This window comes from Sphingobium salicis subsp. salicis, assembly GCF_049472635.1.
GTDB classification, from domain to species: domain Bacteria; phylum Pseudomonadota; class Alphaproteobacteria; order Sphingomonadales; family Sphingomonadaceae; genus Sphingobium; species Sphingobium yanoikuyae_A.
Map to the genome: position 1 here is coordinate 330,337 of NZ_JAYRCS010000001.1, position 13,383 is coordinate 343,719.

Below are 13,383 nucleotides of genomic sequence, written 5' to 3' on the forward strand. Positions count from 1 at the left end.
TGTCCTTAGAGGGCTTCGGCGCCCGAGATGATTTCGACGAGTTCGGTGGTGATCGCGGCCTGGCGGCTGCGGTTATACTGGATCGTCAGCTTGTTGATGAGGTCGCCGGCATTGCGGGTCGCATTGTCCATCGCGGTCATCGACGCACCCTGTTCGGACGCGTTGTTTTCCAGCAGCGCCTTGAAGAGCTGCACCGTGACGTTGCGCGGGAGCAGGTCGTCGAGGATCGCTTCCTCGCTCGGCTCATATTCCACCGTCGCGGCGATCGCATTGCGGTCGGCGTCGGCGGGGATCTTCACCGGGATGATCTGCTGTTCGGTCGGGATCTGCGCGAGCGCCGACTTGAAGCGCGAATAGAAGAGATGGGCGACGTCGAACTTGCCGTCGAGGAACATCTGGCTGAGTTCCTGCGCCACCGCCTGGGCCTGGGCAAAGCCCGGCTCCTTGGCGCCGGTCGTGTCGTAATTGGCGACGATCTTGCCCGGATAGGTGCGGTTGATGACCGGACGACCCTTGCGGCCGATCAGGTAGAACAGCACCTTCTTGCCATCCAGCTCCAGCGCGCGGGCCTTGGCCAGCGCAGCCTTCACGATGTTGGCGTTGAACGCGCCGGCAAGGCCGCGATCGCTATTGGCGACGACCAGCAGATGGACTTCGTCCTTGCCGGTGCCGGCGAGCAGCGGCGAGGCGCCTTCACCCGATCCGCCGGCGATCTTGGTCGCCAGGCTGGCGACGACCGCTTCCAGCCGTTCGCTATAGGGGCGGGCAGCTTCGGCAGCGGCCTGCGCCTTGCGCAGCTTGGCCGCGGCGACCATCTGCTTCGCCTTGGTGATCTTCTGGGTCGACTTCACCGACCCGATGCGCAGCTTCAGTTCCTTGAGGCTAGCCATAGTTCAAATATTCCGAGCAAGGGCCAGACGGCCCGCGAGACCAAAGAAACCGACGCCCATGGCGCCTTCGAACCAGCGCATCGCGCTGCTCTGCCCCACTTTGCGGCCCGCCTTGGTGGCGAGCAGCGCGAGCAGGGCGCACCACAGGAAGCCCAGCCCATAGACGATCGCGATCAGCAGCATGCCCTGCCACGGCGCATCCGGGCCGGTGCCCACGAACTGCGGCAGCGCGGCGAGGAAGAAGATCGCGACCTTGGGGTTCAGCACGGTGCTGACCAGGCCTTGGGCGAAGGGCGATCCGCCGATCCGGACCTTGGGCGTTTCGCTTGCCGGCGCCGGCTTGATCGCGCCGCGCAGCAGGCCAAAGCCCATCCAGGCCAGATAGAGGGCACCGGCGATCTTAACGCCCAAGAACAGCCCCGGCACCGCATTCAGCACGCTGAGGAAGCCGAAGCCGCACAACAGCATGTAGAACAGGCCGCCAAGCTGGATGCCGCCGATCGCCGCCATTCCCGCCTTGAACCCGCGGCGCGCCGCGTGGCCGGCCACCAACATGGTGTCCGGCCCCGGCAGCAGCACCAGACCGATCGACATCACGGTCCAGGCAAGAAGGGAATGGGCGGTCAGCACAGCGTCTTAAGCGAAGGTCTTGCCGAACGAGTCCAGCGCAGCCTTCAGCTTGCCCTTGGCGTCGTCGCCCAGATCCTTGCTGTCGCGGATCGCGGTCAGCACTTCGGGGTGGTCGTGACGCAGATAGGCGAGCATCAGCTCTTCATAACGGGTCACGTCCTTGACCGGGATGCCGTCGAGATAGCCGTTGGTGCCGGCGAAGATCGACGCGGTCTGCTCTTCGAACGGCAGCGGCGAGAACTGGCCCTGCTTCAGCAGTTCGGTCAGGCGCGCGCCGCGGTTCAGCAGCTTCTGGGTCGAGGCGTCGAGGTCCGAACCGAACTGGGCGAAGGCCGCCATTTCGCGATACTGGGCCAGCTCCAGCTTGATCGAGCCCGAAACCTTCTTCATCGCCTTGGTCTGCGCGGCCGAGCCGACGCGCGACACCGACAGGCCGACGTTGATGGCCGGACGGATGCCCTGGTAGAAGAGGTTGGTTTCGAGGAAGATCTGGCCGTCGGTGATCGAGATCACGTTGGTCGGAATATAGGCCGACACGTCGCCTGCCTGGGTCTCGATGATCGGCAGCGCGGTCAGCGAGCCATTGCCATTGGCGTCGTTCATCTTCGCAGCGCGTTCCAGCAGGCGGCTGTGGAGATAGAAGACGTCGCCCGGATAGGCTTCGCGGCCCGGCGGGCGGCGCAGCAGCAGCGACATCTGACGATAGGCGACGGCCTGCTTGGAAAGGTCGTCATACACGATCACGGCGTGCATGCCGTTGTCGCGGAAGAATTCGCCCATGGTGACGCCGGTATAGGGCGCCAGATACTGGAGCGGAGCGGGCTCCGAAGCGGTCGCGGCGACGACGATCGAATATTCCATCGCGCCATTTTCTTCGAGCTGCTTGACGATCTGCGCGACGGTCGAACGCTTCTGGCCGACGGCGACGTAGATGCAGTAGAGCTTCTTGCTCTCGTCGTCGCCCGCGTTGATGCCCTTCTGGTTGATGAAGGTGTCGATCGCGACGGCGGTCTTGCCGGTCTGGCGGTCACCGATGATCAGTTCGCGCTGGCCACGGCCGACGGGGACGAGGGCGTCGATCGCCTTCAGGCCGGTCTGCACGGGTTCGTGCACCGACTTGCGGGGGATGATGCCCGGCGCCTTGACTTCGACGCGCTTGCGCTCGGTATATTCGATCGGGCCCTTGCCATCGATCGGATTGCCGAGGCCGTCGACGACGCGGCCCAGCAGACCCTTGCCGACGGGAACGTCGACGATGGTGCCGGTGCGCTTGACGGTGTCGCCTTCCTTGATCTCGGCGTCCGAGCCGAAGATCACGATGCCGACATTGTCGGCTTCGAGGTTGAGTGCCATGCCCTGCACGCCATTGGCGAACTCGACCATTTCGCCCGCCTGGACGTTGTCGAGGCCATGGACGCGGGCGATGCCGTCACCCACGGTCAGAACGGAACCGACTTCGCTGACCTGCGCTTCGGTGCCGAAATTGGCGATCTGGTCCTTGATGACCTTCGAAATTTCTGCGGCGTTGATATCCATGTTCAGCCTTTCATCGCCAGGGCGAGACTATTCAAACGGGTGCGGATGGAGGAATCGATCATCTGGCTGCCGATCTTGACGACCAGCCCACCCAGGATCGCGGGATCGACCTTGGCCTCGACGGCAACGTCGCGGCCGACACGCGCCTTGAGGCCCTTGGCCAGCGCGGTCAGTTGAGTCTTGGTGAGCGGATGCGCGCTCGTCACTTCGGCGCGGGCCTCGCCCTTGTGATTCGACAGCAGCGTCTCATAGGCGCGGATGACCGCGGGAAGCTGCGAGAGGCGACGGTTCTGGGCGAGCACGCCCAGGAAATTCGTCGTCAGCGGATCGATCGACATGGCGGATGCAACCGCCGCGATCGTCTTACCCGCTGCGTCGCGGCTGAGAACGGGACTGTTGATCAGGCCCTTGAAATCAGACGATTCTGCGATCGCCGTCTTGATTGCCGCGAGGCTCGCTGCGACGGTGTCGAGCGTCTTGCCGTCGCGGGCCAGATCGAACAGCGCCACCGCATAGCGGCCGCTGAGGCTGGCCTGAATACCGCCGGTAGTCTCCACGCGCTTACCGTCCTCCAACTTGATTTGCCGGTCATGCAAAAAGAGGGGGAGCAGTAATAACCGTCCCCTGTTGTCGGGCCGGTTAGCAGTGCCAATATGACTATGCAAGTCATGTGACACGATTCCATCGCATCGACGAAATCAAGCCAATTTGACTGAGTTTTTCGGGAAAACGGACAGGCTAGGGAGCAGGGTCTGCGGGGGCAAGCCGTCCTTTTTGGCAATGATAGACCAGCCGCTCGTTCGGCTGGGGCGGCAGCAGCGCGGCGAGGTCCGACTGGAGCGTCGCGATCCGGGTCAACATCGTGGAATCGCTGCTGCATCCCTTGATCGGGCCATCCTTCAGCAGGGCGCGGGCCTTGTCCATCGTGTCGCCGTCGGGCAGCCAGCGCTGCACCCGCAACAGGCCGGTGGCCGGGTCGAATTCGCTGCGGCTGACATAATTGCCCTCGTCGGGCACATGGGCGCGCTGCCAGGTCGTGCCGGTCGCCTGATACTGCGTGTCGCCGTTGACGCAGCCGCCCTCGGCCCAGTTCAGACCGACATCATTGGGCTGCGACACGGTCAGCCGGCTGCGGTTGAGGTCGATGCGGCAGATATTGTCGCCGGCCCAGGCAAAGGCCTTGTTGCTGACCACGCTCTGGTCCTCGGGCAGCTTCACCCGCTCGTCGATGCTGGCAAAGCTGGGCTTGAAGACGAACAGGCCAAGCGCGCCCATCAGCAGGATGCCGCCACCGGCGATGAACCAGGTGGCACGCTTTTCGCGGCCCTGGCTGTAGAAGAGACCGCCAGCCCCCAGGCCCAGCACGGCGAGGGCCAGCAGCACGGCTGCGCCCGCCATCGCATTTTCGCGGCCGGAAATAACATCGCGCTCGGCGGTGTCGCGGGCCTGCTGCAGCGCCTGCTCGCGCTTGTCGGCGGCGGCGCGGTCATTCTGTTCGGTCAGCTGCGATTCGCGCTGGGTGATCGAGGCTTCGGCCGCATCGGCTTCGGCCATGGTGCGACAAGCGACGACGGTGTGGAGCGAGGACACGCCGGCCTGGCGCAGGAAGGAGGCGACTTCGCGCCAGGATACGGCAAAGCCGAATTCGGCATCATTGCCGTCCGAGATCGAGCCGAAGCTGTTGACGCCCAGCACCCGGCCGCAATCGTCGACCAGCGGGCCGCCGCTGTTGCCCGCGGCAAGCGGGGCGGTGTGCAGGATGGTGTCGAAGCTTTGGCTGGAGCGGCCGGATGAGATACTGCCGCTGGTCTTCACCGTGCCGAGCGGTTCGACCAGTTGCTTGAGGCTGAGGCCCTGGGCGCGATCGACGGTGCCGGGATAGCCGATGGCGGTGACATGCTGGCCGTCATCGACCGCCCCGGCATAGAAGGTGGCGACCGGCAGGCTGCCTTCCTCCAGCTGGATCAGGGCCAGGTCGTTGCCCGGCGAATAGGCGATGATCCGCCCGCCATAGCTTTTCTTGCCCTCCGATGGGATCACGCCGATGACGAGATCCTTCTCCTCGCGCGCCAGTTCGACGACATGGGCGTTGGTCAGCACCTTGTCCGGGGCGATCGCGATGCCGCTGCCATGGCCCACGAAATAGGCGTCCGCGCCGTTGGTCGCGACCAGGGCGACGCGCACCACGCTGCGCGCGGCGGCGGTGATATCCTGCTGTTCGGCCCGTGCGGGGCTGAGCAGGACGAGAGACGCGACAAGCGCGGCGATCGGGCGAAGGCGACGGAAAAGGGCGACCATAGGAGGCGCATACATATGCGAAGGCCCGCTTTAGGCAATCGGGAAAAAGCGGATGCGACGGGCCGTGTGCTTTTGACCGCAAGCGACGGGAAGCCTCGCCAAGCCGTCTGGATTACCCCATATCCATGAACCAGATGACACGCCCCGAACCCGTCCCTGCCGCCATGCCCGATGCCGCAGCCTGCTGGACCGCCTTTCTGGCGCGCGATCGCCGACAGGATGGCTGCTTCGTGGGCGCGGTGCTGACCACCGGCATCTATTGCAAGCCCAGCTGCCCGGCCCGGCACCCGAAGCGGGAGAATATGATCTTCCTGCCTGATGGTGCGGCGGCCCGTGCGGCGGGCTTCCGTGCCTGCCTGCGTTGCCGGCCGGATGAGGTGGGGCGCGACCAGCAGGCGGTGGAAGCGGCGATCCGCCTGATCCGCACCGCCGAAACGCCGCCCCGGCTGGAGGAGATGGCCGACCATGTCGGCTATGCGCCGCATCATTTCCATCGCTTGTTCAAGCGGATCACCGGCCTGACCCCGGCCGCCTATGCCCGCGATCTGCGCACCGAGCGGCTGAAGGCGGCACTGGCGACGCCCGGCAGCGTGACCGATGCGATCTATGAGGCTGGCTATAACGCGCCGAGCCGCGCCTATGCCGATGCCGAACGGCATCTGGGCATGACGCCCAGCGCCTGGCGCGAGGGCGGGCGCGGCGTCGATATCCGCCATGTCGTGATCGGGACAAGCCTGGGCGCGCTGCTGGTCGCGGCGACCGAGCGCGGCCTGTGCCGCATCGCCTTCGAGGAAGGGGAGGCAGAGCTGCGCCGCCGATATCCCAACGCGACTCTGTTGCCCTCGGACGCCGCGCTGGATCGTTGGGCGCGTGTCGTGGCTGCACTGGTGGATGATCCGGGGGCGGGAGCGGACCTGCCAACCGATGTCGGCGGCACCGCCTTTCAGCAGGCGGTCTGGGCCGCCTTGCGGGCGATCCCGGCGGGCGAGACGCGCAGCTATGGTGAAATCGCCGCGGCGATCGGCCGGCCGGGCGCGGTGCGCGCGGCGGGGACGGCCTGTGGCGACAATGGCCTGGCAATATTGGTGCCGTGTCATCGTGTGCTGCGCAGCGACGGAAGCCTGGGCGGCTATGCCTATGGAGTCGACCGCAAGCGGAACCTACTGGAGCGGGAGCGACGTGCGAAGATGACAGCGAAGGCGACAGGTGAATGATCCTTTCTCGATCCGCTTGCGTCACAATATTCTCGTAATTTAACTTTTGATTAACTATAGGCTCGCGCCTTCTTCGATGGGGGCGGGTGGGCTTGCGTAGTCTGTTGTTCTGGCTGTTGCTGATGACACCGACCATGACAGTGGCCTTGCCGCTGGCGCGGCCGGTGGCGATGCCGATCGGCCCCGGTCCCGACCGGATGGCGGCCGGCGTGGCGCGCATGGTCGGATCCATCCTGGAATTTACCCGCTGGCCAACCGCGCGGCCGGTCGTGCGCATGTGCATGGCCGGTGTCGTCGCCCATGGCGACCAGTTGGATGAGATCAGCCTGACGAACGGGGCGCGGATCGCCACGGTGGCGCTGGCCGCCGACGAGGCCGTGCCGGCCGCGCGCTGTGATGCGCTTTATCTCGGAAGCCTGGACGCGGTGGTGCGCCAGCGTTTGATCGCCGCCATGCGTGGCAATGCGGTGGTGACCATCGCGGAAGATGATCGCGACTGTGCGGGCGGTGCGATGTTCTGCCTGTTGTTCGCGCCGCAGACCCTGTCCTTCCAGCTCAACATCGATGCGGTATCCCGATCCACGGTGCGGATAGATCCGCGCGTGCTGCGCGTGGCGAAGGGGGGCTATTGACCATGGCCGAACCAAGCCCGACCGCAATGCCGACCTTGCGCCAGTTGCTGGCGCGAGCGCATCTGCGCCTGATTTTGTTCGCCGTGTTGATGGCGGGCCTGACGCTGACGGTGACAGGTGTCACCGTCATTCGTGGCTATGCCGCACGCAACCTGACGCTGATCGCGCAGACCGTCGCCTATACGGTCGAGCCGGCCCTGGTGTTCGAGGATGTCGATGCGGCGCGGCGCGGGATCGCCACGGTGGCGGCATCCGAAAGCGTGCGATCGGTCGAGCTGCATGATCGTGACGGACGGTTGATCGCGGCCTGGAACCGGCCTGATCGCGGCATGGCCGGCAACCTGTTCCGGATCGTGGACGCGCTGTTCTGGCCCAGCCCGGTGCGGGTGCCGGTCCATCATGGGCCGGTCGTCGTCGCCGAAGTGCAGGTGTTCGGCGATGCCGGAGGGCTGGGGCGCTATATCCTGTCGGGGGTTGCCACTGCGCTGGCCTGCCTGGGGCTGACCATCGTCGCGACCCAGTTGCTGGCGCGGCGGTTGCAGCGCGACGTGACGGGACCGCTGGCTCATATCGCACAAGTCGCCCATGCAGTTCGCACTGACCGCCAGTTCGATCGGCGCGTGCCGGTCGCCGGCATTCATGAGGTCGATCAGTTCGCGCGCGATTTCAATGCGCTGTTGGATGAGCTGGACGAATGGCACACCGGCATTTTGAACGAGAATCGTATCCTGGAGCGCCAGGCGACCCGCGATCCGCTGACCGGCCTTGGCAATCGTGCGATGTTCGAGCGGGAGTTGGCGGCGACCATGGCGCAGGCCGATGAAGGCGACACATCCTTCGCGGTCATTTATGTCGATGTGAATCGGTTCAAGCAGGTCAATGACAGCCATGGCCATGATGCCGGCGACGTCATGCTGATCGTCATCGCGGCGCGGCTGCGCATGGCGTTGCGGCCGGGCGACATGGCCTTCCGCCTGGGCGGCGACGAATTTGCGCTGATCCTGGCGGCCGGGGCGACCCGAGCCGAAGCCGATCAGATGTCGGCCCAGATCGGGGCCGGCATGACCCAGCCGATCATGTTGCCGAGCGGCGTCAGCATCCGATCCTCGCTGAGCATCGGCAGCGCTCTCTATCCACAGGACAGTGTCGATCCGCGCGCACTGCTGCGCCATGCCGACGCGGCCATGTATGCGGCCAAGGCGCGGAGCGACGGCAGGAATTGATGATGAGGAACAATATGCGAAAGCTTCTTTCCCTCCTGGCGCTGACGTTGCTGGCGGCCTGTCAGACGGTGCAGCCGAATGATGGCTTCACCGAAGCACAGAAGACGGTGCTGCGCGCCAATGGCTTCCAGCCTGTCGGCAGCAACTGGGAATTCGGCATGGCCGACCGGCTGCTGTTCGCCACCGACCAGAGCGTGTTGATCCCGGCGCAGCGCGACGTGATCAGCCGGATCGCGAGCGCGCTGGTCGCCGTCGATGTGCGCGGCGCCAAGGTGGAGGGCCATACCGACAATACCGGAACGGCCGCCTATAATGAGCAATTGTCGCAGAAGCGGGCGCAGGCCGTCGCCGACGCGCTGGCAGCGGGCGGCATGGCACCAGCGGCTCTGCATCCGGTGGGCATGGGGCTACGGGCGCCGGTGGCGAGCAATGACAGCGAGGTCGGTCGCCAGGAAAACCGCCGCGTGGTCATCATTGTCGCACCAGGCGATGCGATGCCGCTTTAACGGCGGATCGGCTCGAAATCCTTCACCCGCGCCATGACGGCGGTGCTACGCGTCCCCGCTTGAGCTGAGTGCTCCGAATGAGGCTTCAGGGACGCATGTTAAGGAAGCGCAGCAGGCTGCTGATCCATAAGTCGGCCCCGCGATCCGGATGGATATGATGGTCGCCCAAATTGGGGTTTTTCAGATCATCCCGGATAAGCCGGGTTTGAGGGTCCAGCATTAGTTCTGCGATATCGAGAAAATCAATGCCTCTCGCGCGGCACCCCTGTTGCAATCTGTCATTATAGGTCAGTGTCAGATCCGTCCGCTCGCGTTGGGTCGCCTGGACTTCTTGCCGCAGGATATGAACCTCGCCCATTGTTGCAGGATTGTCGTCGATCGTCGGCAGAGTAGCGGACGTTACGATCTGTCGACAATAACCTGCGCTCTGCATTTCAGACAGGAAATTGAGGTAGGCGGCGAGGGAAGCATCGAGTTGTTGCTGAACCGACTCGCCGTGGCGTTGTGCCCTGACCCAGATCACAAAACCGCAATCCACCTCTCCAATTTGAAAAACTGGTATGCAATCCGGCCGAAAGGGGAGCAGCACATCGCGGAATCGTTGCAGCGCCTGGGTCTTTGACTTGGGATGTCGCAATCCGACGGCTGTTGCTCCCGGCACTTGGACGATGCGGCAATCATAGCCGCGGAGACGCCCCTCGGTGATTGGCTTCGCCAAACAGTTCATGTGGCTATCCCCCAGAAACAACAATTCTGTCATAGGGGTCCCGTCGTGTCGCTTGCCATGGTTGGCTCCGTAAATTTCCTACATGAAGCTGTAGGGGTCGACGTCCACCGCGACGCGGGTGGCGGATTTCCACACCAGATTGCCCAGCCATTCGCGGATCACCCACTGGATGTCGACCTGGCGCGTGGCATGGATCAGCAGCCGGTGGCGATGCCGGCCGCGCAGCACGGAAAGGGGAGCAGGGGCGGGGCCATAGACCCGCATGCCCTCCACCTGCGGCGCAGACTTGCCGATCAGTCGCGCAGTCTGTGCAGCTTCGTCGCTATCCTCGCTGGAAATGATGATCGCGGCGAAACGGCCGAAGGGCGGGGCATTGGCGCGGCGGCGGTTTTCGGTCTCGATCAGATAGAAGCGCTCGCTGTCGCCGGCGATAAGGGCCTGGATCACCTCTGCATCGGGCATGCGGGTCTGGATGAAGACATGGCCCGGCTTTTCGCCGCGCCCGGCGCGCCCGGCGACCTGCATGATCTGCTGGAAGGTGCGTTCGGACGCGCGCAAATCGCCACCCTCCAGCCCCAGGTCCGCGTCGATCACGCCGACCAGCGTCAGGTTGGGGAAATGATAGCCCTTGGTGATGAGCTGGGTGCCGACGATGATGTCGATGTCGCCGGCCTCTACCGACTTGACGAAATCGGCGGCGCGGGCGGGCGAGTGCAGCGTGTCGGACGTGGCGATGGCCACCCGCGCCTGTGGCCACAGTGCCTTTACCTCGTCGGCGATGCGCTCGACGCCGGGGCCGCAGGCGACCAGGCTGTCCTCTTCCTTGCACTCGGGGCAGAAGCGCGGCGCCGGGATGACATGGCCGCAATGATGGCAGGCCAGCCGCTTGGTCAGCCGATGCTCGACCATCCAGCTGGTGCAATTGGGGCATTGGAAGCGATAGCCGCAATGGCGGCACAGCGTTAGCGGGGCATAGCCGCGCCGGTTGAGGAAGAGCAGGCTCTGCTCGCCCTTGGCCAGGACTTCCTCCATCGCCACCACCAGCGGCGGCGCGATCCAGCGGCCGCGCTCGGGCGGATCGGTCAGCAGGTTGATGCCCTCGATATCGGGCATCTGTGCGCCGCCGAAACGGGCCGGCAGCTTGATCTCGCGATAGCGGCCAAGGTCGACCTGGTGCCGTGTCTCGATCGCCGGGGTGGCGGAGGCCAGAACGACCGGGAAATGTTCGATAAGGCCCCGCATCACGGCGACGTCGCGGGCGTGATAATGGACGCCTTCCTCCTGCTTGAAGCTCGCCTCATGCGCCTCGTCGACGACGATCAGGCCCAGATTGGGGTAGGGCAGGAACAAAGCGGAGCGGGCGCCGACGACGACCCGCGCCTCGCCCGCCGCGATCGCGCGCCAGGCGCGCCGGCGTTCGCTCTGGCGCAGGCCGCTATGCCAGTTGACCGGGGCCGTGCCGAAGCGTTTCTCGAACCGCTCCAGAAAGGGTTCGGTCAGGGCGATTTCGGGCAGCAGCACCAAGGTCTGTTTGCCGGCGCGGATGGCAGCGGCGATCGCCTCGAAATAGACCTCGGTCTTGCCCGATCCGGTGACGCCGTCGAGCAGGAAGGGGGCAAATTCATGGGCGTGCACCGCGTCCGCCATGTCGGTCGCGGCCGCCATCTGCTGATCGGACAGGGCCGGCGGCGCGTGGGCCGGGTCGGGCTCGGGGAAGGGGGTGTCGACGCTGACCTCGACCGGCTCGAACGCGCCGGCCTTCACCAGGCCGCGGATCACCGTATCGCTGACCCCGCCGATCATCGCCAGTTCGCGCACCAGCCCCTGCCGGTCGCCGATCCGCTCCATCGCCTGGGTCCGCTGTTCGGTCATGCGATCGGGCAACTGGCCGGTGGCACGATATTCGATGACGGTGCGCGTGCCCTCCAGCGCGGACATCGACGCCAGCGCCATGCGCAGCACGGCGGCCGGGGGGGCGAGATAATAGTCGGCGGTCCATTCGATCAGCCGGCGCAGCGTTTCGGGCAGAGGCGGCGCATCCAGCACTTCCAGCAGGTTGCGCAGGCGGTTGTCGCCGACCGTCTCGACATCCGGGAAGGATTCCTCGTCCCACACCACACCGACCAGCTGGCGGGGACCCAGCGGGGCGACCACGATGCTGCCCGGCCTGGCCGTCATGCCATGGGGGATGCGATAGTCGAGCGGGCCGAGGGCGGCATTGAGCAGGAGGACACGGGCGCGGGCCATTGAGCGTCCTTAACCGCTCTTGCCGTTCTGGCAAATCGTCAGAGCCGCCAGGCGATCGCCAGCCAGGGGACATGGACGACCTCATCGGGGCGGTCGTCGGGAAAACTATGCTGGCGCATATAGCTGAGCTGGATGCCGAGCTGCGGCGTCAGCACATGACGCAGGCCGATCAGTTGCCGCGTGGTGACAAGTTCGCTGTCCTGGACCGCGCTTGGCCTGTGCAGTTCGAAGAAAAATTCGGCGGAGGTCAGGAGGAACCATTTGCGCTGCTTTTCCAGCGGGATGTCGAGCTGGATGCGTTCGCGCAGGCGCCAGGCCGGACGGGCGGCGCTGTCGATATAGCGCTGCTCCAGCCGGGTGCGGCTCTGCAGCACGCCCAAGTCGATGATCAGCTGCTGGTGGAAGCGCATTTCCTTCTGCTTCCGGCTGGTAACGAAGGCGAAGCCGCCGCCCAGCTGCACGCCGTCGGCAATCCGATGATCCAGGGTGATCCGTTGCAGTAGCTGGTCGTCGGCCGGCCGCAGGCGATAGCTTGTTTCGATGCCGACGCGATCATTGTCGTCAATCTGCGCGACACCGCCAGCGCTGATCCAGGTCTGCGCCTCCTGATCCGCAGCGCGGGCAGAAAAGGGTAGGACGAGCATGGCGAGGGCAGTCGGGCAAATATATTCGCGCATCGCAAACATCATGGCCGCTCCCCCGTCACGGAAAAGGTAGAAGGCAGCGGGGGACAAGGCAATCGCCGTTCGCCCCGATGGCCAATCCATCGGTCAGCCGCTAAAGGGAGCCGATTCGCGAATCCTGCCCTGGAGCATCCCATGAAATTCTTCGTCGACACCGCCGACATTGCTGAAATCCGTGATCTGGCCGCCACCGGCCTGCTGGACGGCGTCACCACCAACCCGTCGCTGATCCACAAGTCGGGCCGCAAGTTTCTCGAAGTGATCGAGGAAATCTGTGGCGTCGTCGACGGCCCGGTATCGGCTGAGGTCGTCGCGCTCGACCATGAGACGATGATGAAGGAAGCCGCGGTCCTGCGGAAGATCGCGCCGAATGTCTGCATTAAGGTGCCGCTGACCATCGACGGCCTCAAGACCTGCAAGGCGCTGACCGACGATGGCGTGATGGTGAACGTCACCCTCTGCTTCTCGGCCAACCAGGCGCTGCTCGCGGCCAAGGCCGGCGCCAGCTTCATCTCGCCCTTCGTCGGCCGTCATGATGATAATGGCTTCGACGGCATGCAGCTGATCGAAGACATCCGCCTGATCTACGACAATTACGCGTTCGACACCGAAATCCTGGTCGCGTCGGTCCGTCACCCGATCCACGTGCTCGACAGCGCCAAGATCGGCGCCGACGTGATGACCGCGCCGCCGGCCGTCATCAAGGCCCTGTTCAACCATGTGCTGACCGACAAGGGCATTGCCGGCTTCATGTCGGATTGGGCCAAGACCGGCCAGTCGATCCTCTAAGCGACATT

Annotated in this window: 13 protein-coding genes; 5 read left to right on the forward strand and 8 right to left on the reverse strand. The window is 65.0% G+C overall.

The genetic code is table 11. The features are described 5' to 3' along the window. Nucleotides 1-5: 5 nt before the first annotated feature. From VHN57_RS01600 to VHN57_RS01620, 5 genes are all read right to left on the reverse strand, one after another. The gene (locus tag VHN57_RS01600) at nt 6-890 is read right to left on the reverse strand and encodes a F0F1 ATP synthase subunit gamma (protein ID WP_004210766.1); all 885 of its coding nucleotides are present in this window, start codon (nt 888-890) and stop codon (nt 6-8) included. Nucleotides 891-893: 3 nt separating this feature from the next. Next, nucleotides 894-1,484, reverse strand: a complete 591-nt coding sequence (locus VHN57_RS01605; RefSeq protein ID WP_037511450.1) for a LysE family translocator — start codon at nt 1,482-1,484, stop codon at nt 894-896. Between the two features lie 42 nt (nt 1,485-1,526). Further along, nucleotides 1,527-3,056 carry a F0F1 ATP synthase subunit alpha gene (atpA, locus tag VHN57_RS01610; protein WP_004210768.1) on the reverse strand — a complete coding sequence of 510 codons (1,530 nt, stop codon included), beginning with the start codon at nt 3,054-3,056 and terminating at the stop codon, nt 1,527-1,529. Between the two features lie 2 nt (nt 3,057-3,058). Next, the gene (locus VHN57_RS01615; RefSeq protein WP_010338579.1) at nt 3,059-3,613 is read right to left on the reverse strand and encodes a F0F1 ATP synthase subunit delta; all 555 of its coding nucleotides are present in this window, start codon (nt 3,611-3,613) and stop codon (nt 3,059-3,061) included. 181 nt (nt 3,614-3,794) lie between these two features. Further along, complete coding sequence (locus tag VHN57_RS01620) at nt 3,795-5,354, reverse strand: S1C family serine protease (RefSeq protein WP_010338580.1); 1,560 nt, start codon at nt 5,352-5,354, stop codon at nt 3,795-3,797. Between the two features lie 125 nt (nt 5,355-5,479). Between VHN57_RS01620 and ada the strand changes: the two genes are divergently transcribed. The 4 genes from ada to VHN57_RS01640 all read left to right on the forward strand — a co-directional run bounded on the left by ada (nt 5,480) and on the right by VHN57_RS01640 (nt 8,929). Next, nucleotides 5,480-6,568 (forward strand): bifunctional DNA-binding transcriptional regulator/O6-methylguanine-DNA methyltransferase Ada, encoded by a 1,089-nt coding sequence (gene ada, locus VHN57_RS01625; RefSeq protein WP_278985958.1) that lies wholly within the window; start codon nt 5,480-5,482, stop codon nt 6,566-6,568. 86 nt (nt 6,569-6,654) lie between these two features. Next, nucleotides 6,655-7,200 carry a YfiR family protein gene (locus VHN57_RS01630; RefSeq protein WP_278985959.1) on the forward strand — a complete coding sequence of 182 codons (546 nt, stop codon included), beginning with the start codon at nt 6,655-6,657 and terminating at the stop codon, nt 7,198-7,200. Nucleotides 7,201-7,202: 2 nt separating this feature from the next. Further along, nucleotides 7,203-8,423 (forward strand): diguanylate cyclase domain-containing protein, encoded by a 1,221-nt coding sequence (locus VHN57_RS01635; RefSeq protein ID WP_278985960.1) that lies wholly within the window; start codon nt 7,203-7,205, stop codon nt 8,421-8,423. Nucleotides 8,424-8,437: 14 nt separating this feature from the next. Beyond that, complete coding sequence (locus VHN57_RS01640; RefSeq protein ID WP_278985961.1) at nt 8,438-8,929, forward strand: OmpA family protein; 492 nt, start codon at nt 8,438-8,440, stop codon at nt 8,927-8,929. An 85-nt stretch (nt 8,930-9,014) separates the two neighbouring features. Here VHN57_RS01640 and VHN57_RS01645 read toward each other — a convergent pair whose 3' ends face one another. From VHN57_RS01645 to VHN57_RS01655, 3 genes are read right to left on the reverse strand one after another with little or no spacing between them, the layout of a single operon-like run. Beyond that, complete coding sequence (locus VHN57_RS01645) at nt 9,015-9,689, reverse strand: SGNH/GDSL hydrolase family protein (RefSeq protein ID WP_004210775.1); 675 nt, start codon at nt 9,687-9,689, stop codon at nt 9,015-9,017. Between the two features lie 45 nt (nt 9,690-9,734). Further along, nucleotides 9,735-11,903, reverse strand: coding sequence for a primosomal protein N' (locus tag VHN57_RS01650; protein ID WP_278985965.1), 2,169 nt, complete (start codon nt 11,901-11,903; stop codon nt 9,735-9,737). 38 nt (nt 11,904-11,941) lie between these two features. Further along, the gene (locus VHN57_RS01655) at nt 11,942-12,592 is read right to left on the reverse strand and encodes a DUF2490 domain-containing protein (protein ID WP_423282454.1); all 651 of its coding nucleotides are present in this window, start codon (nt 12,590-12,592) and stop codon (nt 11,942-11,944) included. Between the two features lie 129 nt (nt 12,593-12,721). On the opposite strand from VHN57_RS01655, the gene fsa reads away from it, so the two are divergent. Then, entirely contained in the window at nt 12,722-13,375 is a 654-nt protein-coding gene (gene fsa, locus VHN57_RS01660; protein ID WP_004210778.1) for a fructose-6-phosphate aldolase, read from the forward strand. Nucleotides 13,376-13,383: the final 8 nt, after the last annotated feature.